Here is a 26,921-nt window from a genome sequence, read left to right on the forward strand (position 1 = left end):
TACCGGTACGCCGGGACCGCACACCGCCGCAGGGTGTCACCGCTTCGGCGGGCGGATGCCGCGGAACTCCCAGTCGCCGCCGAGGGCGGTGGACAGCACCTCCTCCGACTCGGTGGGCTGGGCGCCGACGTCGGTGCGGACGGGGGTGGGGCCGGTGACGATGTGGTTGGTGAGCCGGCCGAGGCCCTGGACCTCGACCTCGACGACGTCACCGGGCTGGACGGGGCGGGAGTTGGCGGGAGTGCCGGACAGCAGGACATCGCCCGGGTAGAGGGTGATGGTGCGGGCGATGTCGGCGACGAGGTAGTGCATGTCCCACTTCATCTCGTCGGTCGAGCCGTCCTGGACGACCTTTCCGTTGACGTAGGTGCGCAGGCTCTTGCCGTGGAAGTCCCAGTCGGTGACCAGGCCGGGGCCGAGGGGGCAGAGGGTGTCGGAGCCCTTGACCCGGAGCATGGAGCCGGCGTCGGTGTCGCGGAAGTCGTGCAGGCCGTAGTCGTTGGCGATCGTGTAGCCGGCGATGTACTCGCCCGCCTCGGCCGGGGAGACGTTGCGCGCGGTCTTCCCGATGACGATGGCCACCTCGCCCTCGTAGTTGAGCCATGTGCAGCCCTCGGGGCGGACGACGGCTCCCTTGTGGGAGTTGAGGGAGGAGGTCGGCTTGTGGAAGTAGGTGGGGGTGTCCGGCAGGTCGATCCGGAACTCGTCGACGCGGCTGCGGTGGTTGAGGTGGACCGCGATCACCTTGGAGGGGACGACCGGGGGCAGGTGCTGCGCGTCCTCGGTCCTGACGCGGCGGCCGTCCCCGGCGACGAGCTCGTCCCCGTCGACGGTGACCTGGACGGCGGCGCCGTCGAGGAGGATACGGCGGTACTCGGGCATGGTGGGACTCCTAGATACGGCTGTGAGGGTGGCGCGGGGCGGGCAGGCCGGTGCCGGTCCAGCCGTCGGCCGGGCGGTCGAACCAGAGGTGCACCTGGCCGGTGCCGATGGAGTTCTCGTACTCGCCGTACTGGCGGGCCTTGGCGACGCAGGCGCGCTCGCCCAGGGCGCCGGCCATCATCAGGTAGTGGAAGAACTTCGCCTCCGGCTTGTACTTCCAGAACTCGTCCATCGTGTCGAGGACCTTGTCGTGACGGCCCTCCTTGAACCAGGCGATGCGCTCGAAGTCCGCCGCGCGGGCCTCGGGCGTGAAGATGTGCACCGGGTCGCTGGCCTCGTGGTCGCGCAGCTCGCGCAACGGCCAGAACGTGTGCGACAGGGCTCCGGAGGCGATCAGCAGCACGCGCCGCCCCGGGGTGGCGGCGATACCGTCCGCCAGGGCGCGGCCGAGCCGGAGGTGGTCCTCCATGTCGCCGGTCTGGCAGACGCCGATGGTCACCCACCGCTTGTCGGGCAGGCCCTCGCCGAGGAACTTCCAGAGGTTGACGGTGGCGTAGTAGATCGGCAGGTAGTCGTCGTCGATCGCGGTGATCCAGGTGCCGTGCTTGTCGGCGAACTTCGCGATGTTCCCGGCCAGTTCGGGATCACCGGGGAAGTCGTACGGCATCCTGCACATCCCGCGCGGCAGCTCCTCCGAGGTGAACAGACCGGCGCGGCGCGCTTGCGCGGTGACGACGAACTCGACGGTGGTGGCCCAGTGGGAGTCCAGGACGACGACCGTGTCGTAGTCGTCGGCGGCATCGCGCGCGAAGACGTCCTCGCGGAGCTGGTTCAGGCCGGTGACGAGGGTGATCTCCTTGCCCCCGTTGAGCTCGAGCCGGTCCTGCTCGGGGAGCACGATGGTGGGGACGTGGGCCAGGAGGCCGGCCCCGACGATCTCACCCATGGTTCCTCCATCCGTTCGGTGCGGTCACGGTGTTCTTGACGTCGCAGTAGAAGTCAAAGCTCCAGGTGCCGCCCTCGCGGCCGACGCCGGAGAGCCGGGAGCCGCCGAAGGGGGCCTGCAGATCGCGGACGAAGAAGCAGTTCACCCACACCGTGCCCGCGACGAGCCGTGCGGTGACGCGTTCGGCGCGCTCGGGGTCGCCGGTGATGACGGTGGCGGCCAGGCCGAAGCGGGTGCCGTTGGCGAGCCGGACGGCCTCCTCCTCGTCCGTGAAGGTCTGCAGCGTCAGGACGGGGCCGAAGACCTCCTCCTGCACGATCTCGGAGTCCTGGGCGACATCGGTGAGCAGGGTCGGCGCGTAGTACTGGCCGTCACCCCGGTGGCCGCCGATGACGGCACGGGCCCCGGCCGCCACGGCCCGCTGCACGAACCCGTCGATCTTCTCCAGCTGGCGGGGGTGGATGTTGGGCCCGATGTCGGTGGCCTCGTCGCGCGGATCACCCTGCTTCAGCGCGCTCGCCTTCTCCACGAACCGGCGCGTGAACTCCTCCGCGACCGGCTCCTCGACCAGCAGCCGGGTGCCCGCCAGGCACACCTGGCCGGCGTTGTCGTACTGCTCCACCGCCAGGCCGACGGCGAGGTCCAGGTCCGCGTCGGCGAACACCAGCAGTGGCGACTTGCCCCCCAGTTCGAGACTCAGGGGCGTGAGGTGCGCGGCAGCCGACGCGGATATCCGCCTGGCCGTGGGCACCGAGCCGGTGAAGCTGATCCGGCGCACGTCGGGATGCGAGGTGAGCGCGTCGCCGATCTCGGAGCCGTAGCCCTGGACGACGTTGAGGACACCTGCCGGGAGCCCGGCCTCGGCGGCGATGTCGGCCAACAGGGAGGCGGTCAGCGGCGACCACTCGGCGGGCTTGAGGACGACCGTGTCGCCGGCGGCGAGGGCCGGTGCGACCTTCCAGGTGGCCAGCATGAGCGGGGCGTTCCACGGGGTGATCAGCACACAGGGGCCGGCCGGGTCCCACGACACGTGGTTCGTGTGCCCCCGCGTCTCGAAGTCCTCGTGGTCCAGGCTCTGCAGCCAGTCGGCGAAGAAGCGGAAGTTGTGTGCCACGCGCGGCATCACTCCGCGGCGGTGGGAGCGCAGAAGGGCCCCGTTGTCGGTGGTCTCGACGATGGCGAGCTCTTCGATCCGCTTCTCGACCCCGTCGGCGATCGCGTGCAGGACACGGGCGCGTTCCGCCCGGGACGTGGCAGCCCAGGCGGGGAAAGCGGCCTTCGCGGCGGCCACGGCGGCGGCCGCCTCGATGGCCGTGCCCCGGGAGATGTCGCCGATCGTGCCGCCGTCGATGGGCGAGACGTCCGGGAACGTCCGGGTCGAGGCGACGCGCTCGCCGCCGATCCAGTGCCGGGTGTCGACGGCGACCCCTGCCACGGTGATGGTGTGTTCGCTCATGTTCTGCTCCTCCGGTCTCAGGGGGTGGCGGGGTCTACTCGGCGCCGGAGGTGCCGGATTCCAGCAGTCGGCCGCCGTCCCAGACGACGCCGACCTGGCGGTAGTAGGCGGCGATCGGCTCGCGGATCTCCAGGCGGGCCAGTTCCTCGGTGGGCGCCTCGAACAGCTCCAGCTCGGCGTCGCCGCGCCAGGCCGGTCCCGCCTCGAAGGACGCGGCGCCCGACTCGATCAGCTCGTCGAGGGCGAGGCCCTTGCCCTTCTCGATGGAGGGCAGCCAGCGGTGGTGGGCCATCGGGTGGGCGTTGACGAAGCCGTTCGTATCCGACGGCTCACGCAGGGTGACCACGGTGTGGGCGAGGCGCCGGTCGGCGGCGGCGAGCGTGGCGCCGAAGCGGGCCCCGGCCTCGATGCGCGGCGCGGGGCCGTACGGGTGCGGGCGGGTCTGGTGGATCGAGCCGAGCTTCTTCGGGTAGCCCTGGTGCAGCCCGCGCGCGATGGCGAAGTCCTTGTCGACCCAGATGTAGACGCATCGCGAGTAGGTCTGTCCCCGGTACTTGCAGCGCACGACCGCGAAGGCCTCCTTGTACTGGGAGAGCACGGGATCGAGCAGTTCCTCGCCGGATGCCGAGCATGACTGCCAGTCGGCCCAGATCAGCGCCACCGCGCCGGGGTCCTCGTCGGCGAGCTCCAGTGGCTCGGGAAGCAGTTCACGCACGCGTGCCGGTTCGGTGCGGTACTCGACGGTGAGCAGGTCACCGGAGTACCGGTAGGGCGGTGGGGGGATCAGCGACGAGGCTCCGCTCGCCGTCTTGGGGAAGAAGAATCCACGGACGGTGGTCATGATCAGCAAAGTCCTTAGGCGGTGAGGGCGGGCTGCTTGAGCAGTTCGGCGCGGTATCGGGAGGCGGCGGCCGCCGCGGCCTGACCGCCGAGGGCGACGACACCGGCCAGCCGGCCACCGGCGTGGTAGCCGACGACGACGTCACCGTCGAGGTCGCCTTCCAGTACGCGCACGTCCTCCTTGCCGAGTACCGGCGCCCCGAAGGACTGCAGGCGGAAGTCGTGCTGATCGCTCCAGAAGGTGGGCAGCGGCGCGAACGGGGACAGGTCGTGGCCGGTGCCGGTCAGCTGGGCGACGAGGGTCTTCGCGGCGTGCTTGGCGGTGTCCGTGGGGATGCACCAGTGCTCCACACGGCGCGGTACGCCGTCATAGCGGGCGTTGGGGAAGCGGGCGACGTCACCGACGGCCACCACGTCGGACCGTCCGCCGACGCGCAGGTGCTCGTCGGTGGGCACGCCGTCGCTCAGGTCGAGGCCGTTGCCGTCCAGCCACTCCGTGTTGGCGACCGATCCGACCGACTCGACCACCACGTCGGCGGGCAGGACGGTGCCGTCGCCGAGGGCGACGCCGGTGACGTGGTCGTCGCCGGTGAATCCGGTCACGCCCATGCCGAGGGCAAAGCGCACACCGCGTTCTTCGTGGCGCTTCAGCAGGGCCTTGGCGAGGAGTTCGCCCAGGGGGCCGACCATCGGCAGGGGCAGCGGGTCGACGACGGTCACCTCCAGGGCCCCCAGAGCGACGGCGGTGGCGGCGACCTCGCAGCCGATGAAGCCGCCTCCGACGACGACCACGCGGGCTCCGGGCCTGGTGAGGGCCTGCCGCAGGCCCTGCGCGTCGTCGATGGTGCGGACCGTGTACCGGCCGGCGAGCGGGCCGGCGCAGCGCAGGCGCCGGGGCCGCATTCCGGTGGCGACGACCAGACCGTCGTACGAGAGCGCCTCGCCGTCGTCGAACTCGACGACGTTCTCCGAGAGCCGCGCGGCGACGACCTTGGTGCCCAGCCGCCACTCCGCGTCGGCCACGCTCGCCCGCGGGCGGAAGGCGAGTGACTCGAAGGGCGCCCTGCCGGCCAGGACCTCCTTGGACAGGGGCGGCCGGTTGTAGGGCATGTGCGGCTCGTCACCGACGAGTGTGATGGCTCCGGTCCAGCCGGCGGCCCGCAGTTGCTCGGCCGCGCGCAGGCCGGCCATGGAGGCGCCGGCCACGACGATGCGTGCGTTCATGGTCAGCCCTCGATACGGATGGCCTGGAGCGGACACACGTCTGCGGCTTCCTCGGCCTCGTCGCGCAGCGCGTCGTCGGGGTCGGAGACGTAGACCAAGTGGCCGCTGTCGTCCAGGGAGAAGACATCGGGGGCGGCGAAGACGCACTGGCCGTGGTCCTGGCACTTGTTCATGTCGACGACGACCTTCATGGCCGGTCCTCCTGAAAGTGGGGGCGTCGGGCGGGGACAAGGGGAGGAAGAGGGGCCCGACCGCTGTCGGCCGGGCCCCGGCCAAGGGCCCGGCAACCGACCGGACCCTTACTCATTTGGCTTCAAACAACATAGGAAGCCACCCACCCCTGGTCAATACCTATCCATGCGGATAATTTTTTTCCCACACCCCTTGCGGGCCACCCGGAGTCCTCATACCGTTTGGCCTCAAACAAGCCGGTCCTGGGCCCCCTCCGCACCGGACCTCTGACTCGGACCTCTGACTCACCTCGCCATCCACACCCCAAGCGCCCGAGGAGACATCGGTGAGCGCAGCCCCAACCCCCAGCCTCCGTCAGCACATGCAGCGGCTCGCCGCCGAGGGCATCGACGTGGTGCGCGTGAGCTATCCCGATCTCATCGGCACCGACCGCGCACGCGACATCCTGCTGGACCACCTGCCGTCGGCCTGCGACCACGGCCTGGCCTTCTGCCGGGCCGTCTACCACACCAGCCCCCAGGGCGACGTGATCCCCGTCTCCGGCGGTCTCGACGCCGGCCTGCCCGACATCACCGTGCGCCCGGACCTGGACACCGTGATCCCCCTCCCCTGGGAACCCGGCGTCGCCTCCTGCCTCGCCGACGTCACCGACCCGGCCACCGGCCTGCCCGCATCCGAGTCACCCCGTGACCTGCTGCGCACCGTCCTCGACCGGTGTACCGAACACGGCCTGCGTCCGGTGGTCGGCCCCGAACTCGAGTACTTCCTCTGCGACGAGGACCCTGCCGCCCCGAGCGGCTGGAAGCGTTACTCGGGCACCACCGGCGTCGTCTACACCGCCGGTCTGCGCGCCGACGGCGACAACCACCTGCTGCGCACACTGCGCCTGCTGCGGGACATGAACATCGGCGTGACCAGCGGAAACCACGAGTTCGACGGCGGGCAGTTCGAGATCAACCTCACCCACTCCGACGCCCTGTCCGCCGCGGACCGCGCCTTCCGCTTCAAGTCCGCGATCAAGGAGCTGGCCCGGAAGGAGGGGAAACTCGCCACCTTCATGGCCAAGCCGTTCAACGACGCCGGAGGCTCCGGCTTCCACCTCCACCTGTCCTGCGGCAACGACGACGGCGGCAACGCCTTCGACGATCCCGCCGGGCCGTACGGGCTGTCCGCCACCGCCCGCCACGCCGTCGCCGGCATCCTCGCCCACGGCCCGGCCCTGACCGCGCTGGCCAACCCGACCGTGAACTCCTACAAGCGTTTCGGCCCGGACACCCTCGCCCCCTGGCTGATCGACTGGGGCCTGGACAACCGCAGTGCCATGGTCCGCATCCCCCCCGAGCGCGGCTCCGGCGCACGGTTCGAACTGCGCCTCGGTGACGCCAGCGCCAACCCGCACCTGCTGATCGCGGGCACGCTCGCCGCCGCGCTGCTCGGGGTACTGGCCGGCGAGGAGCCCCCCGCCCCGCTGGAGGGGTACGGCTACGACACCGCGAGGGCAGCCGTGCTGCCCATGAGTCTGCCGGCCGCGCTGGACGCCCTGGAAGCGGACACGGAACTGACCGACGTCCTCGGCAAGGGCTTCACCGCCTCCTTCCTCTCCTACAAGCGCAACGAAATCGATCGCTTCCAACGGCACGTCACCGACTGGGAGTTCACCGAGTACGCCTACCACCTGTGACGACTGGGAGCCATGCGATGACAACCAAGACCCCGACCGCCGCCGTGAACGAACCGATGCCGCTGGCGGACGTCAACCTCGCCGACCTGGACAACTTCACCGACGGGATCACCCCGTGGCGTATGTTCCACACCCTGCGCCACCAGGACCCGGTGCACTGGCAGCCCGAGGAGGCCCCCAACTCCGGCTTCTGGGCGGTGACCCGGCATGCGGACATCGCCCGTGTCGACCGCGACGCCGAGACCTTCACCTCGATGAAGTTCGTGAACCTCGAAGAGGTCGACGAGGACCAGATCAAGACGCGTGCCTCCATCCTGGAGCTGGACGGAGTACGCCACCGCGCCATGCGCAGCCTGCTCCAGCGCCAGTTCGGCGCGAGCGTCATCAACAGCTACACCGACTTCCTGCGCGGCCTGACCGCCACCACGCTGGACGCGGCCCTGGCCAAGGGGACCTTCGACTTCGTCAAGGAGGTCTCCGCCGACTTCCCCATCAACGTCCTCGCCCGCCTCCTCGGCGTTCCGCCGGAGGACAACCAGCAGCTCATCGACTGGGGCAACCGCATCATCGGCAACACCGACCCCGACTACGCCGACGTCCTGCTGAACAGCGCGGAGAGCGAGCAGTACCGGCACCTGCCCTTCCGCTCGCCCGCCTCGCTGGAGGTCTTCGAATACGGCCGCGAGCTGGCCCGGCAGCGGCGCGGCGGCGACGGCACCGACCTGGTGTCGAAGCTGGTGAACACCACCCCGAAGGACGGTGTGCCCCTCTCGCCGCAGGACTTCGACAACTACTTCCTGCTCCTCGTCGTGGCCGGCAACGAGACCACCCGCCACACCATCACCCACTCCATGCTGGCCCTCCTCCAGCACCCCGACCAGCTGGCCCGCCTCCAGGACGACCCGTCCCTGATTCCCGTCGCGGTGGAGGAGTTCCTGCGCTGGGCGTCCCCCGTCTACCACTTCCGCCGCACCGCGACCCGGGACGTCGAACTGGGCGGCAAGCAGGTCAGGGAGGGCGACAAGGTCGTCATGTGGTACGCCTCCGGCAACCGCGACGAGGCGGCCTTCGGCAACCCGTACGACTTCGACGTCACCCGCGCCGACAACGACCACGTCACCTTCGGCAAGGGCAGCCCCCACCTGTGCCTGGGCAACCTGCTCGCCCGCACCGAGATCCGCATCATGTTCGAGGAGCTCGTCCCGAGGATCGCGGACATCCGTCTGACCGACGAAGTCCCCCGCGTACGCTCCAACTTCGTCAATGGCATCAAGAAGCTGCCGGTCGAGGTCACCCTCGCCTGACCGCCTGCCCCGGCCGCCCAGGCAAGTGCGGCCGGGGCGCCCCGGCCCGAACGAGCGGCCGCGCCTCACGTCCGACCTCCACCGCACTCGTCCTGAGGACGGCCCCGATGACCACTCCCCGCATGCAGCTCGTCCTGAGCGAGAACTGGACCATGACCGGAGGCCGCGCGGATCTGCCGACCCTGATCCGCTGGGCCCGCGAGGCCGAGGACGCCGGATTCGACTCCGTCATGATCAGCGAACACATCGTGCTCGGCCCCGACGCCGGAGCCGACGGCGTGATGGGCAACCCGCGTGACTACGCCCTGCCCGGCAACCAGGACCCCCACACCCCATGGCCCAACTCGCTCATGCTGCTCAGCGCGATCGCCGCTGTCACCGATCGCCTGCGTCTCGCCGCGTCGGCGGTCATCGCTCCCCTGCGGCATCCCCTGCTCCTGGCCCGCGAGCTCGGCACCCTCGACCTTCTCTCCGAGGGCCGGCTGATCGTGCTGCCCAACGTCAGCTGGAGCCGGGACGAGTACGCGGCACTCGGCGTCCCGTTCTCCCGGCGTGGCAAGCTCCTCGACGAACACCTGGAGATCTGGGCGAAGTTGTGGGGCCCCTCTCCCGTGTCTCACGAGAGCGAGTACTACACCTTCCAGGACGTCTACTTCGAGCCCAAGGCATACCGCCCGGACGGCCCCCGACTGTGCTTCGGCGGCGCGGGCATGCACGACGCGATGGTCCGCAGGATCGTCCGGTACGGCCACGCCTTCAACCCGCTGGGCAGGGTGAAGCTCGAGCACATGCAGACGCTGAAGACCGCGATGGCCGCCGCAGGCCGCGACATCGCCGACCTGGAGATGATCGGCAGCACCCGCGCCGTGTTCCCCGACGACAACTCCTGCGCCGACCTCGCACAGGCTCTCGAGCCCATCCCCGAGCAGATGGCCCAGGGATTCACCACCTTCTGCGTCAAGCCCTCGCAGTTCACCGACGACCCGAACGCAGTAGGCGCGTTCTGCCGCGAGGTGATGCGCCGCGTGGAGTCCCTGACCGCCTGACGGCGCCGCCCGATGTGCCGCATCGCGGCCCGAGCAGCCCGCTGAAACGAACGGCACCGGGCCACGGAAGAACGAACCGAACGAGCCAAGGACCACAGCATGACGACTCTCGACGAAGCCGTCGGCGCCCGTGCCTCCACTCCCGCTGAAGCAACTCGAAACGATCCCCATCGCCTCCCCGATGTGTCCGGCCTGGTCGTCGGCATCCTCGGCGGAACCGGCCCACAGGGACGCGGCCTCGCCTACCGGCTCGCCGGCGCGGGCCAACAGGTCATCATCGGCTCACGGAACGCCGCCCGGGCCGCCTCCACCCCAGCAGCCATCGGCGGAGACGTCCGCGGCGCTGACAACGCCACGCCCGCGCGGGAGAGCGATCTGGTGATCGTCGCCACTCCCTGGGAGGGACATGCCGAGCTACTGACCATGCTCCGCGATGAACTCGCCGGCAAGATCGTGGTCGACTGCGTCAACCCGCTCGGCTTCGACAAGAAGGGAGTCTACGCACTCAGGCCCGAGGAGGACAGCGCCGCCCAGCAGGCTGCCGCGCATTCCGATCAGGCTGCTGAGCTGGGCGTTTCCTGTGGATGGTGAGGCGGTCGGGGTGGCGTGGTGTGGTACTCGTTGAGCAGTCCACCGAGTACCTGCTTGCGCCTGACCGTGGCGGCGGGCAGGGGGATGATGTCCGGGTCGTCGTCCGGAGCACGTAGGTCGAGGCTGCGGTGAGCTCGTCCGGCGTTGTAGTGCTCGGCGTACCTGGTCAGGACCGTACACAGGTGTCGTTCGCCGGTGATGAGGAGTCGGTCGGTGCACTCGGCGCGGGCTGTGCGTATCCATCGTTCGGCGAACGCGTTTGACCGGGGGCTCTGCGGCGGCGTCGGGATGACGGCTGTTCCGTTGCCGGCGAAGACGGCGTCGAACGCGGCGGTGAACTTGCTGTCCCGGTCACGGATGAGGAATCCGAAGCACCCCGCCCTCTCTTCGAGGTCCATGAACAGGTTGCGGGCGAGCTGGGTGACCCATGCGCCGGTCGGGTGGGCGATGACACCCAGGACATGGACGCGCCGGGTGGCGATCTCCATGACGAAGAAGACGTAGAGACGTCTGAGGAAGACGGTCGCCACGTGCATGAAATCGCAAGTCGAACTCGAGCAGGCCGACGTCTTCCACGTCATGGCAACCACCCGGCACGACACCGTCGTCACCCGCTGGTCCATCGACCACCCCGTCCATGACCTGTTCTCCGGTCTCCCACGCCAGAAGTGGAAGCGCCGCTCGTGCGGCGAGGGAGCACATGGCCGGAGGATCTATGACTGGGCCCGCGTCGAGGTCCGCCCCTGGCACCGCGAGGACCGTCGGCACTGGGTCCTCGCCCGCCGCAGCGTCAGCAGACCCGCGCATTCCCCACCGCCGCCCACCTGGCCTCTTACGCGGGACTGCCCCCTCTCTGGGACCTCCATCCGGGGTGAAGGACCGCCCCTCGGCGGCAACAAGACGCTCAAGCGGGCCTTTCCTGGCCTCCTTCGCCTCGCTGAGCAGCCCCGAATCGCGGGCCTACTACGACAGGAAGCGCGCCGAGCACAAGCGCCGCAACGCAGCCCTCATCTGTCTCACCCGCCGCCGCGTCGACGTCCTGCACGCCAGGCTCAAGCACCGCACCCGCTACCAACCCAGGCACGAACAAACAGCCTAGCCAAGCCCACAGACCTTGACGGAACAGATAGAAGCACTGCCCTCGAACGAGTCGAAGCGGCAGGCGAAGCCTGGGACCGTGCGGCAGTCGGCTCGTCTGCTCCGCACAGCCCGTCCTCGTCGGGCGGGTGCTTCTCCTCCTCCATCCCGGCCGCGTACGACGCCCGCCAGGGCTCGGTGCACAAACGCCGTGGCGAGCGCGCACCGCAACTGGTTCACTCTCTTCGTGCAGATGATCGACGAGGCCGAGAAGGCAGGGGGAAGAGGATCCGCACGGACGCCGACACCGCCCAGCTCGCCTTCGAACCGTCGCCCCGCCGGAGACGGCGAACGCCGAAGCCGTCCCGCACGGCAACCACACCTGCCATGGCAAGGCGGCCGACGGCATCGCCGGTCGGCCGCGCGGCACCGGCGGCGGACCCGTCGCTCCTGCCCGACGCCCTGTGAACCGCCCGCGAGCGCGTGGCCCGCGGGCCCTGGACCGGAGGCACCATGCCACTTGACCCGCAGCTACAGACCCTCTACGACCGGCGCGCGGCGGAGGGCGGCCGCCCGCTGTACACGATGACGATCGAGGAGGCGAGGGCGGCCGACCTCGCGGCCATCCAGGCGGCGGCCGGCACTCCCGAGCCCGTGGACCAGGTCCACGACCTCACATTTCCCGGCCCCGACGGGCCCCTGCCGGTCCGCGTCTACCGGCCGGCGGGCGAGGGTCCGCTGCCGGTACTCGTCTACTTCTTCGGCGGCGGCTGGACGCTGGGCTCCCTGGACACGAGTGACGCGCTCTGCCGGACTCTGGCCAACTCCGTCGGCTGCCTCACCGTCGCCGTCGGCTACCGGCTGGCCCCCGAGCACAAATTCCCCGCCGCCCCGCAGGACTGCTTCGCGGGGGTGCGGTGGGTGGCCGAGAACGCCGCGCGGTTCGGCGGGGACGCGAGCCGGTTGGCCGTCGCCGGCGACAGCGCTGGCGGAAACCTCGCCGCGGCCGTCACGCTCATGGCCCGGGACGCGGGCGGCCCGGACATCCTGACCCAAGTGCTCGTCTACCCGAACACGGACTACCTGGCGGACACCCCGTCCCGCCGGGAGAACACCGACCCGCTGCTCTTCAACGACAAGTCGGTGCACTGGTACTGGGACAACTATCTTGCCGACTCCGAGGACGGGAGGCACACCCTCGCGTCCCCGTTGCGCGCCGCCGACCACTCGGGCCTGCCGCCCGCGCTGGTGATCACCGCCGAGTACGACCCGCTGCGCGACGAGGGCGAGCGCTATGCCCAGCGGCTGCGGAAGAGCGGGGTGCCCGCCGAGACGACCCGGTACACGGGGATGGCCCACGGCTTCTTCACGATGTCCGGCACACTCGACGCGGCCCGCCGGGCCGTGGCACAGGCTGCCGGCCATCTGCGCACCGCCTTCACCGACGCCACCGACGAAGGTCGACCATGATGGACACCACCGCCGACCCCGGCGCTCGCCCTCGACGCTGAGCAGCGCGTTCGTCCCGGTGCGGGACGTCACCGGCATCGAGGCGCGACCCCACGCGGAGCGGCACCACGCGTCTGCCCCGGGGTCTTGGTGGCCCCTCGCGCCGCAGCGGGACACAAGGAGCCGTCATGAATTTCGCATGTGCCCACTCGGGAATCACGGGGAGACATGATCATGATGCGCAGCCGAGACGCGTGAGGGGCCAAGTGGCGGACAGTCGGGGCAGCGAGACCGAGGCATGACGACGCGGGAGAGGGAACGGCGCGGCAGGAGTCACCGGGGACACGCCCGGTGCGGAAGTCCCGCGCTGATCCTGGCACACGTGGTGGCGTGCCTGGCGGCGGCACCGTGGCCTCGGCCGGGATCTTCGGGCCGGACGCCGCGAGCACCGGGGCGAGCGCACCGCCCATCCCGCTCACTGGCCCTTCCGGGCGCTGCACGGCGTCCCACGCACCGTCCGTGGCGCCCCTGTGCGTCTCCCGGATGGTCCCAACTGTCCCCGCTGTCTCCACAGATCGGAGCGGTGGCCGACAGCGGCGACCTGAGCGGATCGCATCACTGCACGGCGAGCGTGGTGAACAGCCCCGGCGAGGATCTGATCCTTACCGCCGCGCACTTGCGGGTTCCGATACATCATCCGCGCAGCTCAGGCGGCGTGCTGGTACTGGTGGAGGGTTCCGCCGAGTCGGTCTCGTCGGCTGACTTCCAGATGGGTGAGTTGGGCTTGTTGGGTGATGGGTGCGGGTAGTGGGCGGCTTGTGCGAGGGCTCTGTGCGGGCGGTGTTCGTTGTAGAAGGCCTCGTACTCGCGCAGGGTGTGCAGGAGGTGGCTCTGGTGCCAGATCAAGGTCCGGTCCAGCAGTTCCGCGCGGCAGGTCTGTATCCAGCGCTCCATGAGCGAGTCCATCCGCGGGACTGAATGCCGGTGGTGACAACCTTCACGCCGACATCGGCCATCAGGGCGTCAAAGGCGGCACCCGCAGAGCCAGCCGGCGCCGTCCTCGGCGGTGGCCACGTCCAGGCCGAGGATCTCGCGGTGCCCGTCGGCGTTGACGCCGACCACGATCAGCGCGTGGACGTTGATGATCCGGTGCCAGCCCCACCGCCTGGAGCAGCGCCAGCAGCAGCGGCGTATAGCGCCCGTACCGCACGGACAGCCCGTCCACCTGCTCCACGAACGTCCGCCGCGGGCAGCACGGCTCGTCACAGAACAGGCGCCGCACACGGAGATGGATCACGACGGGGCGACCACCGACCGCCACATCGGCCAGACGGCGCCGATAGCGACTGTGCACCCGCGTCGACAACACCCCGCAGTCCGGACACGGCAACGCGACACCCTCCCGGGTACGCGCCCAAACCTCTACCTTCTCACCCTCAAGGCTCACCCGCTCCACCAGCACCTTCTCCAGGTGCGGGAACACGATGCCCAGCAGCTCGTCACACACTCCGCACAATGACACCAAGATGACGCACTGTCACCCCATCACGAAAATCTTGCAAGAGCCTAGTAATCGGCACCCACAGGGCCACGGCGGATCCATCCGCCCCCCACGCTCGAAGCCCTCGAGAACGCGATCATCGACTACGAAGGCAACATCAACTCACGCAGTAGTTGATTGACGGCTCCTCACCAGCTGATCGCGCCCGCAAAATACTTCGCGGCCCTCCGCAGGATCTCCCGCTCGAGCTCGAGTTCCTTCACCCGCGCCCGCAGCTGCCGATTCTCCTTCTCCATCGCGCCGGCCTCACCTGCCCCAGGCCGAGCAGCCTGCTCGGCATCCCGCACCCATGTGCGCAGCGTCTCGTGGTTGACACCCAGTTCCTTGGCTACCGACGCGTACGTCTCGCCCGGGGTGGCCCGGTACAACGCGACGGCATCGGCCCGGAACTCAGGCGAATACTTCGACGTCCCCCACGGGAACTCCTGTCCTATGGATCATCACGATCCAATGATCAGGGTGTCCACGATCAAGGGCTAATCCCCCTTACCCAGCGGGGAGGGCTGCCCCCGACCCAAGACGGGACCGCACCCGCTCCTTCCTCCTGGTTCGTAGCACACGGCTCGAAACCGGTTACGTCAGTGGTATGGCGTTGTAACAGTCTCGGCGGAGGCTCATGGCGCACCTCCGGTCTCCTCAGTAACTCGCACCCCCCACGTGACCGGGTTGACCGAACGACCGCTCCCCGGCCGGCGCGCGCCCCGGGGTGCGGATGAGGAGGAATTGATGGCTGCAGAGCAGTCCCCGGCATCCCGCCGTAACTTCCTGAGATCCGTCGGCGTCGCGGGTGGCGCCGGAGTGCTGTACTCGGCGATGGGCGCACTCGGGCTCGCCCCGGTGCCAGACGTGCGGGCGGATGAGTACCGGGCGCCCCAGCGAAGCGACTTCGCGCTCACCGGGCGCGGCGGTAAGAAGGTGCTCGTGCTCGGCGGCGGCATAGCCGGCCTGGCGACGGCGTACGAGCTGGGCAAAGCCGGTTACGACTGCCGGATCCTGGAGGCGAAGGACCGCCCCGGGGGCCGCAACTGGACCGTCCGCGGCGGCACGATGCTGACCGACCTCGACGGGCGTACGCAGACGGCGTCGTTCACCAAGGGCCAGTACATGAACGCGGGCCCGGCCCGGCTGCCGCAGTCCCACGTCACTCTCGAGTACTGCCGCGAACTCGGCGTCGAACTCCAGGTGTTCACCAACCAGAACGCCAACGCGTACATCTACCACGAGAGCAGTGCCGCCCTCGCGGGCAAGCCCATGCGCTGGCGCACGGCGAAGGCCGACGTCTACGGCTACATCTCCGAGCTGCTCGCCAAGGCCACCGACCAGGGCGCCCTGGACGCCCAGCTCACCGCGCAGGACAAGGAACGACTGATCGCGTTTCTGCAGAGCTTCGGCGCTATCAAGGGCAAAGCCGACGGCTACGCCTACACCGGCACCGACCGGCGAGGCTACTCCGTCGAGCCGGGCGCGGCCTTCGAGGACGGCACGGTCCTTGGCCCGGTGCCGACGCTGTCGGACGTCATCGCCAGCGGCGTGGGGCAGCGCTTCGCCTTCGAACTCGGCTACGACCAGGCCATGCTGATGTTCCAGCCGGTGGGCGGCATGGACGCGATCCCGTACGCCCTGGCCAAGGCGATCGGCCAGAACCGCATCACCTATGGCGCCAAGGTGCTGGAGGTCAAGGACCTGCCGGACGGTGCCGAGGTCACGTACAAGGACGTCGGCGGCCGTACCCGCACCCAGCGCGCCGACTTCGTTGTCGCGGCCATGCCTCCCATGGTCATGGCCCGCCTCAAGCACAACCTGGGGACCGACATCACCGCGGCGCTGAAGGACGCCGTCCCGACCCCCGTCGGCAAGATCGGGCTCGAGTACCGCAGCCGATGGTGGGAGACGGACGAGCACATCTACGGTGGCATCACGCCGACCGACACCGACCTGGCCACCATCTGGTACCCCTCCTACGGCTACCAGGGCCGCCGCGGCACGCTCATCGGCTACTACAACTTCGGTGCCGCCGCCGTCGCGTACGGCGATCTGCCGCACGCCCAGCGCCTTGCGCGGGCGGTGAGCCGGGGCGTGAAGATCCACGGCGACAAGTACCGCACCGAACTCGATCACTCCTTCAGCGTGGCCTGGCACCGCACGCCTCATATCGAGGCCGGCTGGGTGAGCTGGCCCTCGCAGACCGGTCCCGAGTACAAGCTGCTCAACCAGCCCGCCGGGCACGTCTACTTCGCTGGCGACTGGCTCAGCCATGTCATCGCCTGGCAGCACGGCGCGTTCACCTCGGCCCGCAAGGTCGTGACCGACATCCACGAAAGGGTGATGGCCGCATGAAGCGACGTACGAAGGTTGTGATCGGTACGGCCCTGACCGCCTCGCTCCTCACCGGCGGCACCGCGCTCGCCGAGGGCAAAGGCTGGTGGCCCGGGCCCAAAGAGGTCCGCGTCATGCTGCCCGAGAGCCAGTCCAACCCGGCCATCGCCACCGGAGTGGCGACCGGCGGTGAGGTGGCGATCTACCAGAGCAGCGGCCTCGGCCCGACCGCGCTCAACCCGTCCGCGCCAGCCGGCTCACCCGAGCTCTACACCGACCCGGCCCTCACTCAGGGCGCCACGGGAGTCACGGTCACCGAGGCCCAGGCACTGGTCGTCCTGCGCAACATCAAGACCAACCTCGAAGCGGCGGGCCTGACCCTGGCCGACGTCATCACCATGAAGTGCTACCTGATGAAACCGCCCGGCGTCGAGACCGCCGACTACGCGGGATGGAACCGCGCGTACCGCCAGTACTTCGCCAACATCGACCTCACCTCGAAGGAGGTCGTCCCGGTCCCGATGGGCACCTCCGCCCCCAAGGCACCGCTGGTCGCCAACAAGGCCCGTCCCGCGCGCGCCACGATGGAGGTCGCGTCGCTGGCCGTCAAGGGCTGGATGGTGGAGGTCGAGGTCACCGCCGCGTACAAGGCGCGCTGACAGGCACAGACCCGCGGGGCAACTGCCAGCGAGGGGCCGGGCCCGTAACCGGGCCCGGCCCCGAAGCGACGCTGCCCCTGCCGGGCGGCGCCCCCGGTCAGTCGTCCCTACCTTGTTGATCGGGATGAGCGAGCCATTCGTAGGGTCCTACCTTCTTGATCGGGTTGATCAAGGCCACTTGTAGGGTCTGGAGGCCCAGAGACGCCGGGTATGGCTTTCGTAGGGTTGCCCGCGATGGTTCAGCCAACCTGGCCGCCCGGTGTCTCACAACGGCCTGACTGCTGATTAGGAGACGCGAGTACCTCGTCGTACATCGCTGAGCAGGACCACGCCGGCAAGGTCGTCCGGAACCGCATCTGCGTCCGTGCCTGCTCCGGCACCGGTTCACGCCTCGGCTGCCGCGTCCAGCGGCGCGCCACTCGCCTCGAGGGCCGCCTGGATGAAGGCGGCGACGAGGGGCCGCCGGTCGGTCTGCGACCAGGCGACGACGAGCCGACTGCTCGGTGCGTCGACCACCGGGATGTACACCAGGGCCGGGTGCACGGGCTGGGCGAGCGAGTATGGCAGTACAGCGATGGTGCGCCCCAGTTGGATCAGCTGGACCATCTGCGTGACATCGGTGATCTCCGGCCCGTCGGCCCCCTCAGGGGTACCCGTCCAGTCGACCCCTTTCCAGCGCGGCAGTGTCTCGTGCCTCAGGTCCGCCACGGTCAGCTCCGACCGCGACGCAAGGCGGTGGTTGCGCGGGAGGATCGCCACGCGTCCCTCCACGGAGAGCGTCTCGTGATCCAGCCCGGACAGATCATCGAACGGCGCGTACAGCAGCGCCACGTCAGCGCGCCCGTCGCGTACGTAGTCGGCGCGATCGGTAGCACCACCGAAGACGATGTCCACCTGCCGCGCGTCAGGCCGACGGGAGTAGGCGGCCAGAATGCCCAACAGAAGGTCGGCTTCCCCGCTGGGCTTGACCACCAGCCGAAGACGGGCGTGCCGATCGCCGGCCCGGCGCGTTTTCTCCACCGCGGCACTGACCGCGTTCAAGGCGTTCCGACCGTGATGCAGCAGCGCCTTTCCGGCCGGCGTCAGAGTTACATGACGACTGGAGCGCTCCAGCAACTGGACCCCCAGCCCCGACTCGAGCCGCCGGATCGCTTTCGACAGCGTCGGCTGGGCGATCGCCAGACGTGACGCGGCCCGGCCGAAGTGTAGTTCTTCGGCCACAGTCACGAAGTACTCAAGCTCCCGCGTTTCCAGATCGGCCATGCCTCAGGCTATCACTCCATTCATTCCTTTCAGCTATCAAACGAGAGCCGCGCCGCCTTGGACGCAGCGGAGAATCACCTGTTCAATGTAGTGATGATTCACCACACGATGATCGTTTCGTTCGAAGATTCGATTGCTGACAGCGATCTAAACGAGTACCTCAAGGACGTCGAGAACCTCATGATGGGGTCCGGTCACGTCCAGACGTTCTCGGCCAAGCGCCACATCCGCGTCCCCGGCGACGACCACGCCCCGGTGTTCATCTCCACCGCCGTCGTACAACTCGGCCTCACCGACATCGACGCCCTCAACGCGACCTTCGCCATGCCCGAGGCGGTCGAGCTCATCCGCCGCTGGCAGTCCCGCTACCCGTACAAGGTTGTATGGGTCAACCACGAGCCGCTGACATGAGCAGCCTCACAGGCAAGGCCGGCCTGGTCACCGGCGCCGGCAGCGGAATCGGGCGTGCCGGCGCGCTCGCGTTCGCCCGGCGCGGGGCCGCCGTCGGCGTCCTCGACCTCGACGCGCGCAGCGCCGAGGAAACCGCGACGCTGATCGCCAAGGAGGGCGGCACCGCCGAGCCGATCGATCTCGACATCAGTGACGAGCAGTCCGTGCAGCGGGCAGTCGCACACCTCGAGGAGACGTTCGGCGGGCTCGACTTCGCGCTCAACAACGCCGGCATCCCTTCCACGAACCGAGAACTCACCGAGATGTCGGCCGAGGACTGGGACCGCGTCCTGCGGGTCAACCTGACCGGCACGTTCCTGTGCATGAAGTACGAGCTGCCCGCGCTCAAGCGGCGCAGCGGCGGAGCGGTCGTCAACACCGCCTCCAACGGCGGTCTGTACTCGATTCCGCACGCCCCGGCCTACGTCGCGAGCAAGCACGGCGTCGTCGGTCTGTCCAAGGCCGCCGCTGTCGACTACGCGCCGGACAATATCCGTGTCAACGCCCTGTGCCCGGGGCTGACCCGCACCGCCACGTTCGACACCGTCGCCGCCCTGGCGGGCGCCGACATGGCGGGCCAGCAGGCGGCCGCCACACCACTGGGGCGGCTGGCCACCCCGGAGGAAATAGCGGCTGCGGCCGTGTGGCTGTGCTCCCCCGAGGCGTCCTACGTCACCGGCATCGCCCTGTCGGTCGACGGCGGCCGACGCGCCTGACACCTGCCGCAAGGGGAGGGCTGGGCAACCGCCAGCTGCCAAACCCTCCCCTACCACTCCCGACTGCCGGCGAACCAGCATTGCTTGAGGAGCCACGAATGGCCACCGAGAACCGCATCATCGCCGTCGAAGAACACTTCATCACCGACGCGTACGTGCAAACGGCCCACAGCCTCGACCACTTTCCCAGTGACCGGACCGAGGTGGAGCTCACCCGCACGGCCGAACGCAACGAGCCGACCCGCTCCCAGCTCCTCGACCTCGACGCACGCCTGGCCGGCATGGATGCGGCCGGGCAGGACATGGCGGTCCTGAGCCTGAACCCGCCCGGTGTCCAGCCCTATGAGCCGACCGGCGCGATCGACCTCGCCCGCCGGTTCAACGACTCCCTGGCCGGCATCGTGCGGCAGCACCCCACCCGGTTCGCCGGCCTCGGCGCCGTCCCCACGCAGGCCCCCGAACAGGCCGCAGAGGAGATCGAGCGCATCATGGGACCGCTCGGCCTCAATGGCATCATGATCAACTCGCACACCGAGGGGCGATACCTCGACGACGACCGGTTCGCTCCGCTGCTGGCCGCCGCAGAAGCACACCGGGCCACCATCTACCTCCACCCCCGCGTGCCCAGCATGCTCACCCAGTACTCCGACTACGGCCTCTCCGGCGCCATCTGGGGTTACGCCGCCGAAGCCGGACTGCACGCCATGCGCCTCATCCTCAGCGGCACCCTGGACCGCTACCCCCGCCTGACCTTCGTTCTGGGCCACCTCGGCGAAGGCATCCCGTACTACCTCATGCGCATCGACAACCGGCACGCATACGCGTCCAAGATCGCAGGCGCCGCCACTCCGATGCGCACTCTGGAACACACTCCCAGCGAATACTTCCAGCGCAACTTCGTCATCACCACCAGCGGTATCGATGATCCCAACGCCTTGGAATTCGCTCTGGGCGCAGTCGGCGACGACAACATCATGTTCGCCGTCGACAGCCCTTACGAGGACACCGCGGCCGCCGTCAAGTTCCTCAAGACAGCCCCCATCACCGACAGCCAGCGCGCCGACATCAGCCACGGCACCGCCGAACGTGTCTTCGGACTGACGTCCTGTTCCGCTTGATCGGTAAAGGGCGCGCGGTGGCTCGGCGACGCGACGGCTGTCGGCCCACGGCCACAGCATCGACCTTCAACTCGGGCGAGTACACCTTCATGACCATAAGTGGTCCCTCCTCTTCGGCTCCGACCGGGGCCGGGATCAGAGGTGTCCACCGCTCAGGGGGTAGGGCCAACTGCTCGCCAGGGCCGAGCGGATGGGCAACGACGCCAAGCTCAAGGCCCTGCCCCAGTTGCGCAAGGCGGCGAAGAAGGTCGCTGCGGCGGTCGACGTGCTGATGACGACGCCACCCGCGACCGACACCGGCGAACTCGTCTCCGTGGTCGACGCCTGGTCGGCGATCGAGCAGGTCGTGCCGCGCGAGCAGCTGGCCGAGGCGCTCGCCACCATCGCCGCGGTGGTCCCGGACACCGACGGGGACGACGACGCGGAACGGCGGGCCGAACTGGTCGCCCGCTACGGCACCGTGCGCGGCTTCATCCGCCTCCTGGTCGAGGTCATCGACTTCGGCGCGGTCGAGGCCGGCGCCCCGGTCGTGAAGGCGCTCAAGGGGCTGCCGGACCTGATCGGCCGGAAGAAGGTCGGCGCGGAGGAGGTTGCCTCCGACCTGGTGACCGGCTCCTGGCGGCGGCTGGTGTTCGCCAACCCCAGCCTGCCGCACGGCGTGGTCGACAAGGCCGCGTACTCGTTCTGCGTCCTGGAGCACCTGCACCGTTCCTTGCGCCGGCGGGACGTGTTCGCCAAGGACGGCGACCGCTGGGGCAACCCCCGTGCCAAGTTGCTGGCCGGGGAGAAGTGGACGGCCGGCCGGCCGACGGTGCTCACCGCGCTCGGGCTGGAGAGTGAACCGGCCGGGCACCTCGCCGAACTCGTCTCTGCCCTGCACGCCGCCTACGTCCAGCTCGCCGCCGGGCTGCCGGGCAACAGCGCGCTGGAGGTCGTGGGCGGGAAGCTGAAGCTGGCCAAGCTCGGCAAGGCCGAGGAACCCAAGCTGATGCCGCCGTTCCGGCAGCTGGTCAACGGCATGCTGCCCAGGGTCGACTTCCCCGAACTGCTGCGGGAGGTCGCCGAACTGACCGCATGGCGGACGCGTTCACGCGCACATCTCCGGCGCCGGCTCCGGTATGGAGGGCTTCACCACCAGCCTGTGCGCCGTGCTGCTGAGCGAGGCGTGCAACGTCGGGATGACCCCGGTCATCAAGCCGGATGTCCCGGCGCTGAACCGGGGCCGCCTGGTCCAGGTCGATCAGGGCTACTTCCGGGCGGAGAACATCTCGGCGGCGAACAGCCTGTTCATCGAGGCTCAGGCGAAGATCGATGTCGTACGGGCGTGGGGCGGCGGCCTGGTCGCCTCCGCCGACGGAGTGCGCTTCACCGTTCCCGTGCGGAGCCTGTACGCGGATTCGAATCCCGGGTACTTCGGGCTGCGACACAAGGGCGCCACTTGGTTGAACGTGGTGAACGACCAGGTGATGGGGCTGGACAGGGTGGTCGTGCCGGGCACGCTGCGCGACTCGCTGTTCATCCTGGACGCCATCCACGCCCGCGACGGCGGCCCGAAGCCGGAGACCGTCATCACGGACACCGCGTCGTACTCCGACATCGTCTTCGGCCTGTTCGCGATCTGCGGCTACCAGTTCTCACCGAGGATCGCCGACCTCTCTGACGCCCGGCTGTGGCGGACGAACACCGCGGCCGACTACGGTCCGCTCCAGCCGGTCTCGAACCACACCACCCGCCTGGACCCGATACGCGCCCACTGGGGCGACATGCTCCGTGTGGCCGGGTCGCTCACCCTGGGGGGAAGTCCGCGGCCACGACCTGATCCGCATGCTCTCCCCGGACGGCAAGCCCACAGGGCTGGGCGACGCGTTCGCCCACTACGGGCGGATCTTCAAGACCCTGCACCTGCTCCAGTTCGTCTCCGATGAGGGATACCGGCGCATGATCGGCGCCCAGCTCAACGTCACCGAGGCCCGCCACCGCCTCGCCCGGAAGATCTGCTTCGGGCAGCGCGGCGAACTGCGCCAGCACTACCGCGAGGGCATGGAGGACCAGCTCGGCGCCCTCGGTCCGGCGCTCAACGCCGTGGTGCTGTCCAACAGCCTCTACATCGACGCCGCCGTCAAGCAGCTGGCCGCCGACGGCTTCCCCGTCACCGGCGAGCTGCTTGCCCGGCTCTCCCCGCTCCAGTACGACCACATCAACTTCCTGGGCCGGTACGCCTTCACCCGGCCGCCGGCGCCGGGCTTGCGGCAACTGGGGCACCCGCACAGCGACGACGAGACGGACGACGGCGAGGACAGGTAGCCGCGGGCCCGTACCGGCGAACAGCGGTCCGGCCCGGAGCCCCCACCTACGCCTCCGGGCCGGACCATTTTGTGTGAGCGAGGCTCAGTCGGTGGGCAGGATGCGCAGGTGCGGACTGTCCTGAGTCAACGCCGGTGGGCAGGCAAGGGGCGGAGCGGGATCAGAAGAGTTCGACGGCCGAGCCGACATGCACCGACCGCCTGCCGTCCGTCTGGCGAACCACCATCACGAGCAGGCCCGGTCGTGACGACCATGCCTGCTCCTACGAGATGCACCTACCGCATACAGAACGGCCATTCTGCTAATGTCCTCCGCAAGAAGAGTACAGATTCTTTTTGTGGGGGGTGTGGTGCCTCGGCTCACCGACGCGCGCAAGGAACTCCGGCGTACTCAGATCGCCGAGGCCGCCGTCCGTTGTTTCAGCCGCAACGGGCTGGAGCGGACCTCGATCGCCGACATCACCGCCGAGTCCGGCCTCTCGGCCGGCTCGATCTATGCGCACTACCGCAACAAAGCCGACCTGGTCCGGGCCGCCGCCCGCGAGGTGCTCGCCAAGCGCGCCGACGTCCTCGGCGAGTACGCCGCGGCCGACGCCCCACCCGGCCCCGACGAACTGCTCTCCCGTCTGATCGCCGCGATCGACCCCGCCGAGGCCCGGGTCGGCGTGCAGACCTGGGGTGAGGCGACCACCGACCCGGCCATCCACGGCATCGTCGTCGACATGACCGACCGGATGCGCGCGATGCTGCGCGACTGCGTCACGGCGTGGCTGGTCAAGGTCGAGCACCACGAGCCGGCCGAGGCCCGGGAGCGCGCCGTCCCGATTGCCCACCGGGTCATGGCGCTCTACCAGGCCGAACTGCTGTACACCGCCTTGCGAACACCGACCGAGGAGACAGCGTCATGACCACCGCGACCGCTTCATTCGCCGCCCGCACCGTTTTCAGGATCGGCTACGGCGCGTTGCAGCTCGAGCGTCTGCCCGACCGCCGCGGCGAGGCCGTCGCGTTGCTGCGCCGCGCGATCGAGCTGGGCGTCGACCACGTGGACACCGCCGAGTTCTACGGCTTCGGTTTCGCCAACGACGTGATCCGCGAGGTGCTGCGCTCCGAGGACGGCGTCCTGGTCGTCACGAAGGTCGGCGCCGACCCCAACCCGGGCGGGGATCTGCCGTTGCGTCTGGCGCAGCGGCCCGAGCAGCTGCGCGCCAGCGTCGAGGACAACCTGCGCAGCCTCGGTCTCGACCAGCTCCCGGTGGTCAACCTGCGGCGTCTCGACTCCGGCCCCGGGCTGCGTCCCGAGGGCGACCAGGTCGTCGACCTCGACGACCAGCTCGCGGTGATGACCGCCCTGCGCGACGAGGGCAAGATCGGCGCGATCGGTCTGAGCAGCGTCACCCTCGACGTCCTGCGCCGCGCCCTGTCGGCGGGCATCGTCTGCGTGCAGAACGCGTACAGTCTCGTCTCCCGCGATGACGAGGACATGCTGCAGCTGTGCGCGTCCGAGGGCATCGCCTGGGTGCCGTTCTTCCCGCTCGGCGGAGCCATCCCCGGCCTGCCCAAGGTCACCGACGAGCCGGCGGTGCTCGCCGTGGCCGAGTCCCTGGGCGTCACGCCCTCCCAAATCGGCCTCGCCTGGCTGCTGCACCACGCCCCCAACGTCCTGCTCATCCCCGGTACCGCCAACGCCGCCCACTTGGAGGCCAACATGGCGGTCGGCGAGATCACCTTCGACGCCGTGACCCTCGCCACCCTCGATGCCGTCGAGTTCCGCTCCAACGAAGTCCCTATCGGCTGACCGGAACCAACGCGGCCCGGGCCGCGACCACACCCCACACCGGACACCCTGACGAACCGCCAGGCCACGCCGGGAAACCCCGCTCTACCAGGCTCCAAGGACGCATCATGAAGGCCATCATCTACCGCGACAACGGCGCCCCCGACGTTCTCCAGTTCGTCGACCGTGACCTGCCGACGCCCGGCCCGGGCGAGGTTCGCGTCCGGGTCGCCGTGTCCGGGGTCAACCCGACCGACTGGCAGGCGCGCTCCGGCGCCGGCCATCCCAAGCACTTCTCCGAGATCACCCCGCACCTCGACGGCGCCGGCACGATCGACGCTGTCGGTGAGGGTGTCGACCAGAGCCGGGTCGGTCAGCGGGTCTGGCTGTTCATGGCGGCCGCCGGGCGGCCCACCGGCACCGCCGCCGAGTTCACCGTCGTGCCTGCCGAACAGGCCGTGCCGCTGCCCGATGAGGCTGGCTTCGACGTCGGCGCCGCACTCGGAGTCCCCGCGTTGACCGCGCACCGCGCGCTCACCGTCGCCGAGGACGGGCCGCGTCGGCTGCGGCCCGGGGCACTCGACGGGAAGGTGGTGCTCGCCGCGGGCGGGGCCGGAGCGGTCGGGCACGCGGTGATCCAGCTCGCCCGATGGGCCGGCGCTACCGTGATCAGCACGATCAGCAGCCCGGAGAAAGCCAGGCTGGCCACCGCCACCGGAGCCCACCACGTGATCAACTACCGCGAGGGCGAGCCGGCCGCCGAGATCCGCAATATCGCCCCGGATGGCGTCGACATCGTCGCAGAGGTGGCGCTGGGCACGAACCTCGCACTGGACCTGGCCGTGCTGCGAACCCGCGGCACGATCTCGACCTACGCCAACGACGGTGGCAAGCCGGTCGAACTGAACGTGTTGCAGAACATGGTGCTGAACACACGCCTCCAGTTCCTGGTGCTCTACACGGCCGGTCCGGAGGCACGCGCCGCGGCCGCCCAGGACGTCGCCGCCGCAGTGCGCGACGGCGCGCTGCCGGTCGGCGAGGAGCACGGCCTGCCGCTGATCCGTTTTCCCCTCGACCGCACCGCCGACGCGCACCGAGCGGTCGAGAGCCGCGCGGTCGGCAAAGTCCTGGTGGACGTCACGTCCTGACGTCCAGTCGGCCACCGCGCACCCACCCGGCCGCCCCGGGGAACCCGGCATAGGGCGGCCGGGTGGGCGGCGTCACCTCGACCTCTGTCGGGCCCGCGGCCATCCCACACCTCAAGGGTTCTCATAAACGACCCTTTGCCGGAGCAAGATCAAAAACGTGCCGCCGGACACCTGCTGATCTCCGATCGGCCCTCAGAACCCGTTCTCACTCAAAAGTGGTCCGGACCCCCTTCTGAGACTTGCATTATGCGAAAATCCGGGGGCATCACGGATTCTCACGACCCCTCGGCGGCCGACGCGGACGACATCGAGCGCCACCCCTGCCCACGCTGCGGCGTCCAGCCTGTGCCGCTCGAAAGGTCGTTGTCACAGTCACTGGGGCGCCCGCAGCCGCCAGGCACTGGCTGACTGACTCTCCAACATCCCCGTCCTCCCCGGCGATGAACCTGTAGCCGCGACCTGGCGCCCCCGCCGAAGGGCACGTCCGGGAACGGGTCGCGCAGCGCCCGCAGGTAGCTGGGTCCGCCGAGCGAGCCTGGAAAGAGCTTGATGGCGCCGGCGCCCCGGGCGAGGGCGAGTTCGATCTCGCCCGGCGTCAGGGCGCCCATCAGCACGGGTACGTGGACGCCGCTTGACCGCAGGTCGTCGACGAGTGCCGGGGTGACCAGGTACGACGCGCCGGCGTCCACGGCGCGTGCAGCGTCGGCGACCGTGCGCACGGTTCCGGCCCCGACAGTTGCGTCGGGGCCCAGCTCGGCGCGGGCCTGTTTGATCACTGCCAGTGCGTCGGTGGTGGTTAGTGAGACCTCGATGGGTCGGCCCGCTCGGTGTCCCGCAGCCGACCGCCCGAGGCGGCGGGCGCGGGCCGTGAAGGATGTCTTTATTGCCGTACGGTGGTTGACCTGGGACTTTGTGATCGCCT

At 69.5% G+C, this 26,921-nt stretch carries 24 protein-coding genes and 7 pseudogenes; 17 read left to right on the forward strand and 14 right to left on the reverse strand.

Features of this window, described 5'->3' with window-relative positions; genetic code table 11:
* Positions 1-36 precede the first annotated feature (36 nt).
* The 6 genes from ACH4U7_RS46160 to ACH4U7_RS46185 are packed head-to-tail and all read right to left on the reverse strand — an operon-like array spanning position 37 to position 5,539.
* Positions 37-882 carry a fumarylacetoacetate hydrolase family protein gene (locus tag ACH4U7_RS46160; RefSeq protein WP_398533769.1) on the reverse strand — a complete coding sequence of 282 codons (846 nt, stop codon included), beginning with the start codon at positions 880-882 and terminating at the stop codon, positions 37-39.
* 10 nt (positions 883-892) lie between these two features.
* Positions 893-1,828: a 3,4-dihydroxyphenylacetate 2,3-dioxygenase gene (locus ACH4U7_RS46165; RefSeq protein WP_398533770.1), complete on the reverse strand. Its 936-nt coding sequence runs from the start codon at positions 1,826-1,828 to the stop codon at positions 893-895.
* On the reverse strand, positions 1,821-3,284 hold the full coding sequence (locus ACH4U7_RS46170; RefSeq protein WP_398533771.1) for an aldehyde dehydrogenase: 1,464 nt from the start codon (positions 3,282-3,284) through the stop codon (positions 1,821-1,823). Before ACH4U7_RS46170 ends, ACH4U7_RS46165 begins: the two co-directional genes overlap by 8 nt.
* A gap of 34 nt (positions 3,285-3,318) precedes the next feature.
* The gene (locus ACH4U7_RS46175) at positions 3,319-4,125 is read right to left on the reverse strand and encodes an acetoacetate decarboxylase family protein (protein ID WP_398533772.1); all 807 of its coding nucleotides are present in this window, start codon (positions 4,123-4,125) and stop codon (positions 3,319-3,321) included.
* A gap of 14 nt (positions 4,126-4,139) precedes the next feature.
* Positions 4,140-5,348 carry an NAD(P)/FAD-dependent oxidoreductase gene (locus ACH4U7_RS46180; protein WP_398533773.1) on the reverse strand — a complete coding sequence of 403 codons (1,209 nt, stop codon included), beginning with the start codon at positions 5,346-5,348 and terminating at the stop codon, positions 4,140-4,142.
* 2 nt (positions 5,349-5,350) lie between these two features.
* The gene (locus ACH4U7_RS46185; protein WP_398533774.1) at positions 5,351-5,539 is read right to left on the reverse strand and encodes a ferredoxin; all 189 of its coding nucleotides are present in this window, start codon (positions 5,537-5,539) and stop codon (positions 5,351-5,353) included.
* A 362-nt stretch (positions 5,540-5,901) separates the two neighbouring features.
* Here ACH4U7_RS46185 and ACH4U7_RS46190 point away from each other — a divergent pair, with 362 nt between their 5' ends.
* The 4 genes and pseudogenes from ACH4U7_RS46190 to ACH4U7_RS46205 form a co-directional block, all read left to right on the forward strand.
* Positions 5,902-7,221, forward strand: a complete 1,320-nt coding sequence (locus ACH4U7_RS46190) for a glutamine synthetase family protein (protein WP_398533863.1) — start codon at positions 5,902-5,904, stop codon at positions 7,219-7,221.
* A gap of 17 nt (positions 7,222-7,238) precedes the next feature.
* Positions 7,239-8,525, forward strand: a complete 1,287-nt coding sequence (locus ACH4U7_RS46195) for a cytochrome P450 (RefSeq protein ID WP_398533775.1) — start codon at positions 7,239-7,241, stop codon at positions 8,523-8,525.
* A gap of 107 nt (positions 8,526-8,632) precedes the next feature.
* Positions 8,633-9,571, forward strand: a complete 939-nt coding sequence (locus tag ACH4U7_RS46200) for a TIGR03619 family F420-dependent LLM class oxidoreductase (protein ID WP_398533776.1) — start codon at positions 8,633-8,635, stop codon at positions 9,569-9,571.
* A 99-nt stretch (positions 9,572-9,670) separates the two neighbouring features.
* A pseudogene (locus ACH4U7_RS46205) lies at positions 9,671-10,117 on the forward strand (NAD(P)-binding domain-containing protein); the annotation flags it as partial.
* Between the two features lie 8 nt (positions 10,118-10,125).
* On the opposite strand, the gene ACH4U7_RS46210 reads toward ACH4U7_RS46205, so the two are convergent.
* On the reverse strand, positions 10,126-10,698 hold the full coding sequence (locus ACH4U7_RS46210; RefSeq protein WP_398533777.1) for an integrase core domain-containing protein: 573 nt from the start codon (positions 10,696-10,698) through the stop codon (positions 10,126-10,128).
* Positions 10,699-10,711: 13 nt separating this feature from the next.
* On the opposite strand from ACH4U7_RS46210, the pseudogene ACH4U7_RS46215 reads away from it, so the two are divergent.
* From ACH4U7_RS46215 to ACH4U7_RS46225, 3 genes and pseudogenes are all read left to right on the forward strand, one after another.
* Positions 10,712-10,963, forward strand: a pseudogene (locus ACH4U7_RS46215) (IS701 family transposase); the annotation flags it as partial.
* 2 nt (positions 10,964-10,965) lie between these two features.
* Positions 10,966-11,261: pseudogene (locus ACH4U7_RS46220) on the forward strand (transposase); the annotation flags it as partial.
* Between the two features lie 491 nt (positions 11,262-11,752).
* Positions 11,753-12,709, forward strand: a complete 957-nt coding sequence (locus tag ACH4U7_RS46225) for an alpha/beta hydrolase (RefSeq protein ID WP_398533778.1) — start codon at positions 11,753-11,755, stop codon at positions 12,707-12,709.
* 685 nt (positions 12,710-13,394) lie between these two features.
* Here ACH4U7_RS46225 and ACH4U7_RS46230 read toward each other — a convergent pair.
* The 4 genes and pseudogenes from ACH4U7_RS46230 to ACH4U7_RS46245 form a co-directional block, all read right to left on the reverse strand.
* Positions 13,395-13,722, reverse strand: a pseudogene (locus tag ACH4U7_RS46230) (integrase core domain-containing protein); the annotation flags it as partial.
* Positions 13,723-13,729: 7 nt separating this feature from the next.
* Positions 13,730-13,837: pseudogene (locus ACH4U7_RS46235) on the reverse strand (transposase); the annotation flags it as partial.
* 163 nt (positions 13,838-14,000) lie between these two features.
* Positions 14,001-14,210 (reverse strand): annotated as a pseudogene (locus ACH4U7_RS46240) (ISL3 family transposase); the annotation flags it as partial.
* Between the two features lie 167 nt (positions 14,211-14,377).
* A complete protein-coding gene (locus ACH4U7_RS46245) occupies positions 14,378-14,683 on the reverse strand; it encodes a transposase (RefSeq protein ID WP_398533864.1) in 306 nt (101 codons plus the stop codon).
* A 292-nt stretch (positions 14,684-14,975) separates the two neighbouring features.
* Between ACH4U7_RS46245 and ACH4U7_RS46250 the strand changes: the two genes are divergently transcribed.
* Complete coding sequence (locus tag ACH4U7_RS46250; RefSeq protein ID WP_398533779.1) at positions 14,976-16,586, forward strand: flavin monoamine oxidase family protein; 1,611 nt, start codon at positions 14,976-14,978, stop codon at positions 16,584-16,586.
* Entirely contained in the window at positions 16,583-17,224 is a 642-nt protein-coding gene (locus ACH4U7_RS46255) for a Rid family hydrolase (protein ID WP_398533780.1), read from the forward strand. The genes ACH4U7_RS46250 and ACH4U7_RS46255 overlap by 4 nt, the downstream gene beginning before the upstream one ends.
* Positions 17,225-17,608: 384 nt before the next feature.
* Here ACH4U7_RS46255 and ACH4U7_RS46260 read toward each other — a convergent pair whose 3' ends face one another.
* Positions 17,609-18,487: a LysR family transcriptional regulator gene (locus ACH4U7_RS46260; protein WP_398533781.1), complete on the reverse strand. Its 879-nt coding sequence runs from the start codon at positions 18,485-18,487 to the stop codon at positions 17,609-17,611.
* Positions 18,488-18,544: 57 nt separating this feature from the next.
* On the opposite strand from ACH4U7_RS46260, the gene ACH4U7_RS46265 reads away from it, so the two are divergent.
* The 3 genes from ACH4U7_RS46265 to ACH4U7_RS46275 all read left to right on the forward strand — a co-directional run bounded on the left by ACH4U7_RS46265 (position 18,545) and on the right by ACH4U7_RS46275 (position 20,771).
* The gene (locus ACH4U7_RS46265) at positions 18,545-18,898 is read left to right on the forward strand and encodes a hypothetical protein (protein ID WP_398533782.1); all 354 of its coding nucleotides are present in this window, start codon (positions 18,545-18,547) and stop codon (positions 18,896-18,898) included.
* Complete coding sequence (locus ACH4U7_RS46270) at positions 18,895-19,653, forward strand: SDR family NAD(P)-dependent oxidoreductase (RefSeq protein WP_398533783.1); 759 nt, start codon at positions 18,895-18,897, stop codon at positions 19,651-19,653. The genes ACH4U7_RS46265 and ACH4U7_RS46270 overlap by 4 nt, the downstream gene beginning before the upstream one ends.
* Positions 19,654-19,751: 98 nt before the next feature.
* The gene (locus ACH4U7_RS46275) at positions 19,752-20,771 is read left to right on the forward strand and encodes an amidohydrolase family protein (RefSeq protein WP_398533784.1); all 1,020 of its coding nucleotides are present in this window, start codon (positions 19,752-19,754) and stop codon (positions 20,769-20,771) included.
* 135 nt (positions 20,772-20,906) lie between these two features.
* Here ACH4U7_RS46275 and ACH4U7_RS46280 read toward each other — a convergent pair whose 3' ends face one another.
* Positions 20,907-21,176 (reverse strand): hypothetical protein, encoded by a 270-nt coding sequence (locus tag ACH4U7_RS46280; RefSeq protein WP_398533785.1) that lies wholly within the window; start codon positions 21,174-21,176, stop codon positions 20,907-20,909.
* A gap of 713 nt (positions 21,177-21,889) precedes the next feature.
* Between ACH4U7_RS46280 and ACH4U7_RS46285 the strand changes: the two are divergent.
* From ACH4U7_RS46285 to ACH4U7_RS46305, 5 genes and pseudogenes are all read left to right on the forward strand, one after another.
* A pseudogene (locus ACH4U7_RS46285) lies at positions 21,890-22,504 on the forward strand (Tn3 family transposase); the annotation flags it as partial.
* 37 nt (positions 22,505-22,541) lie between these two features.
* A complete protein-coding gene (locus ACH4U7_RS46290) occupies positions 22,542-23,075 on the forward strand; it encodes a Tn3 family transposase (protein WP_398533786.1) in 534 nt (177 codons plus the stop codon).
* A 337-nt stretch (positions 23,076-23,412) separates the two neighbouring features.
* The gene (locus ACH4U7_RS46295) at positions 23,413-23,982 is read left to right on the forward strand and encodes a TetR/AcrR family transcriptional regulator (protein WP_398533787.1); all 570 of its coding nucleotides are present in this window, start codon (positions 23,413-23,415) and stop codon (positions 23,980-23,982) included.
* Entirely contained in the window at positions 23,979-24,872 is an 894-nt protein-coding gene (locus tag ACH4U7_RS46300) for an aldo/keto reductase (protein WP_398533788.1), read from the forward strand. The genes ACH4U7_RS46295 and ACH4U7_RS46300 overlap by 4 nt, the downstream gene beginning before the upstream one ends.
* A gap of 107 nt (positions 24,873-24,979) precedes the next feature.
* Entirely contained in the window at positions 24,980-25,999 is a 1,020-nt protein-coding gene (locus ACH4U7_RS46305) for an NADPH:quinone reductase (protein WP_398533789.1), read from the forward strand.
* Between the two features lie 275 nt (positions 26,000-26,274).
* Here ACH4U7_RS46305 and ACH4U7_RS46310 read toward each other — a convergent pair whose 3' ends face one another.
* Positions 26,275-26,916 carry a bifunctional 4-hydroxy-2-oxoglutarate aldolase/2-dehydro-3-deoxy-phosphogluconate aldolase gene (locus ACH4U7_RS46310; RefSeq protein ID WP_398533865.1) on the reverse strand — a complete coding sequence of 214 codons (642 nt, stop codon included), beginning with the start codon at positions 26,914-26,916 and terminating at the stop codon, positions 26,275-26,277.
* Positions 26,917-26,921 lie beyond the last annotated feature (5 nt).

Origin of the sequence: Streptomyces sp. NPDC020845, assembly GCF_044334165.1 — a bacterium.
Lineage (GTDB): Bacteria > Actinomycetota > Actinomycetes > Streptomycetales > Streptomycetaceae > Streptomyces.

What these genes read in the sequence shown, in the direction of transcription:
- ACH4U7_RS46200 (WP_398533776.1), top strand. Translation starts at nt 8,633, where the DNA reads ATGACCACTCCCCGCATGCAGCTCGTCCTGAGCGAGAACTGGACCATG.
- ACH4U7_RS46165 (WP_398533770.1), bottom strand. Translation starts at nt 1,828, where the DNA reads ATGGGTGAGATCGTCGGGGCCGGCCTCCTGGCCCACGTCCCCACCATC.
- ACH4U7_RS46175 (WP_398533772.1), bottom strand. Translation starts at nt 4,125, where the DNA reads ATGACCACCGTCCGTGGATTCTTCTTCCCCAAGACGGCGAGCGGAGCC.
- ACH4U7_RS46250 (WP_398533779.1), top strand. Translation starts at nt 14,976, where the DNA reads ATGGCTGCAGAGCAGTCCCCGGCATCCCGCCGTAACTTCCTGAGATCC.
- ACH4U7_RS46275 (WP_398533784.1), top strand. Translation starts at nt 19,752, where the DNA reads ATGGCCACCGAGAACCGCATCATCGCCGTCGAAGAACACTTCATCACC.
- ACH4U7_RS46170 (WP_398533771.1), bottom strand. Translation starts at nt 3,284, where the DNA reads ATGAGCGAACACACCATCACCGTGGCAGGGGTCGCCGTCGACACCCGG.
- ACH4U7_RS46210 (WP_398533777.1), bottom strand. Translation starts at nt 10,698, where the DNA reads ATGCACGTGGCGACCGTCTTCCTCAGACGTCTCTACGTCTTCTTCGTC.
- ACH4U7_RS46185 (WP_398533774.1), bottom strand. Translation starts at nt 5,539, where the DNA reads ATGAAGGTCGTCGTCGACATGAACAAGTGCCAGGACCACGGCCAGTGC.
- ACH4U7_RS46190 (WP_398533863.1), top strand. Translation starts at nt 5,902, where the DNA reads ATGCAGCGGCTCGCCGCCGAGGGCATCGACGTGGTGCGCGTGAGCTAT.
- ACH4U7_RS46305 (WP_398533789.1), top strand. Translation starts at nt 24,980, where the DNA reads ATGAAGGCCATCATCTACCGCGACAACGGCGCCCCCGACGTTCTCCAG.
- ACH4U7_RS46270 (WP_398533783.1), top strand. Translation starts at nt 18,895, where the DNA reads ATGAGCAGCCTCACAGGCAAGGCCGGCCTGGTCACCGGCGCCGGCAGC.
- ACH4U7_RS46180 (WP_398533773.1), bottom strand. Translation starts at nt 5,348, where the DNA reads ATGAACGCACGCATCGTCGTGGCCGGCGCCTCCATGGCCGGCCTGCGC.
- ACH4U7_RS46260 (WP_398533781.1), bottom strand. Translation starts at nt 18,487, where the DNA reads ATGGCCGATCTGGAAACGCGGGAGCTTGAGTACTTCGTGACTGTGGCC.
- ACH4U7_RS46195 (WP_398533775.1), top strand. Translation starts at nt 7,239, where the DNA reads ATGACAACCAAGACCCCGACCGCCGCCGTGAACGAACCGATGCCGCTG.
- ACH4U7_RS46300 (WP_398533788.1), top strand. Translation starts at nt 23,979, where the DNA reads ATGACCACCGCGACCGCTTCATTCGCCGCCCGCACCGTTTTCAGGATC.
- ACH4U7_RS46225 (WP_398533778.1), top strand. Translation starts at nt 11,753, where the DNA reads ATGCCACTTGACCCGCAGCTACAGACCCTCTACGACCGGCGCGCGGCG.
- ACH4U7_RS46160 (WP_398533769.1), bottom strand. Translation starts at nt 882, where the DNA reads ATGCCCGAGTACCGCCGTATCCTCCTCGACGGCGCCGCCGTCCAGGTC.
- ACH4U7_RS46255 (WP_398533780.1), top strand. Translation starts at nt 16,583, where the DNA reads ATGAAGCGACGTACGAAGGTTGTGATCGGTACGGCCCTGACCGCCTCG.